The 1,068-nt window shown below is 58.7% G+C and carries 1 protein-coding gene; it reads right to left on the bottom strand.

All coding sequences use genetic code 11. From position 1 onward, the window contains the following. Positions 1 to 12: 12 nt before the first annotated feature. A protein-coding gene (locus ACQ4N7_RS30295) for a transposase (RefSeq protein WP_430715133.1) occupies positions 13 to 1,009 on the bottom strand; the annotation gives its coding sequence in 2 pieces (ribosomal slippage) (positions 13 to 645 and positions 647 to 1,009; 996 coding nt in all). Positions 1,010 to 1,068: the final 59 nt, after the last annotated feature.

Genomic DNA, 1,068 nt, shown 5'->3' with positions numbered 1-1,068 from the left:
GGCACTGGTCTGTTAACAGGAGATACTTTGAAACCCTCTCAGGCAGAGGAGTTCCTGGGTGGATAGCAAGCGATTGCACAAGCCGATCGCCATGGCCGGAGTCGTCGGTTTGCCCAGTCCCCCATGAGGTCTGACCCAGTTGTGGAGGATCCGCTGAACATCCAAGGTTCGTTGCAGTCCATCGCGAGTCTTGGCGTAGAGGTTTTGACGCCGACGATAAGCGCTGCATCGCCGTCTCAGAGCAGCATTGTGAGCCTCATTATGATTGGCATGCACCTCGGCTAGCGGGCTAATGGCGGTGTAGGGATGCTCTGGCCTCACCCAGACGACCCGCCTGAGACCTTGAGACCCTTTGATTTTCATCGCGACTTCAAGGCCATGCCGCCAGACTTTGCGGGTACGGTACCGACTGGGACACTCCCGTAGGGCCAGATACACGCTGGCCAAGTCCCACAATGCTTTGGCATAGCGGGGTTCTCCGTCGGTAAACCAGCGTATAAACGAGCAGCCTTTGGCCCACTGCCAGGCCTGTTGGGTTCCCCGTTGAAACAGTAGTTCGTCCTTATGTCCCGCCATCACGGACACCCAGTAGCGGCTCTGGCGTTCAATAAAGTGAATGGTCCAGCCCTCAGAACTAGCGGGGGGGAAGGTTCTCGCCCACGCGAGTGTAGACTTCATCACCTTCCAGCGTCACCTCTCGACCGCTTGGGGCTGGCGGCGACCAGGCATCCGCCTGACGGGCTAAGCGCTCTTCCCACCGCAGAATGGTAGAGTGCGACGCCCCAAACAGACGGCCAGTCGCTCGTACCCCCAGGCCTTCGCTGCGACCATTGAGGGCGGTCGCAACCACTGAACTTGGGGTGCGCAGGCGAGCCATCGGGGTGCCGGTGCGGTCATTGAAGCACTTGCTGCACCCCTTACAGCGATAGCGCTGAAGCACCGTGCCGTCCGAAAGCGACTCTCGCCCGTTTTTGACAACTTGTTGGCTCTGGCAGTGAGGACAATCCATCAGGCTGAAGTAGTTGCACTACAGCCATTTTACTTATCAACGCCTAGCAGACCAGTGCC

It is taken from the genome of Nodosilinea sp. AN01ver1, from assembly GCF_050565655.1.
Classification (GTDB): Bacteria; Cyanobacteriota; Cyanobacteriia; order Phormidesmidales; family Phormidesmidaceae; genus Nodosilinea.
This window is presented reverse-complemented; position numbering and strand designations above follow the sequence as displayed.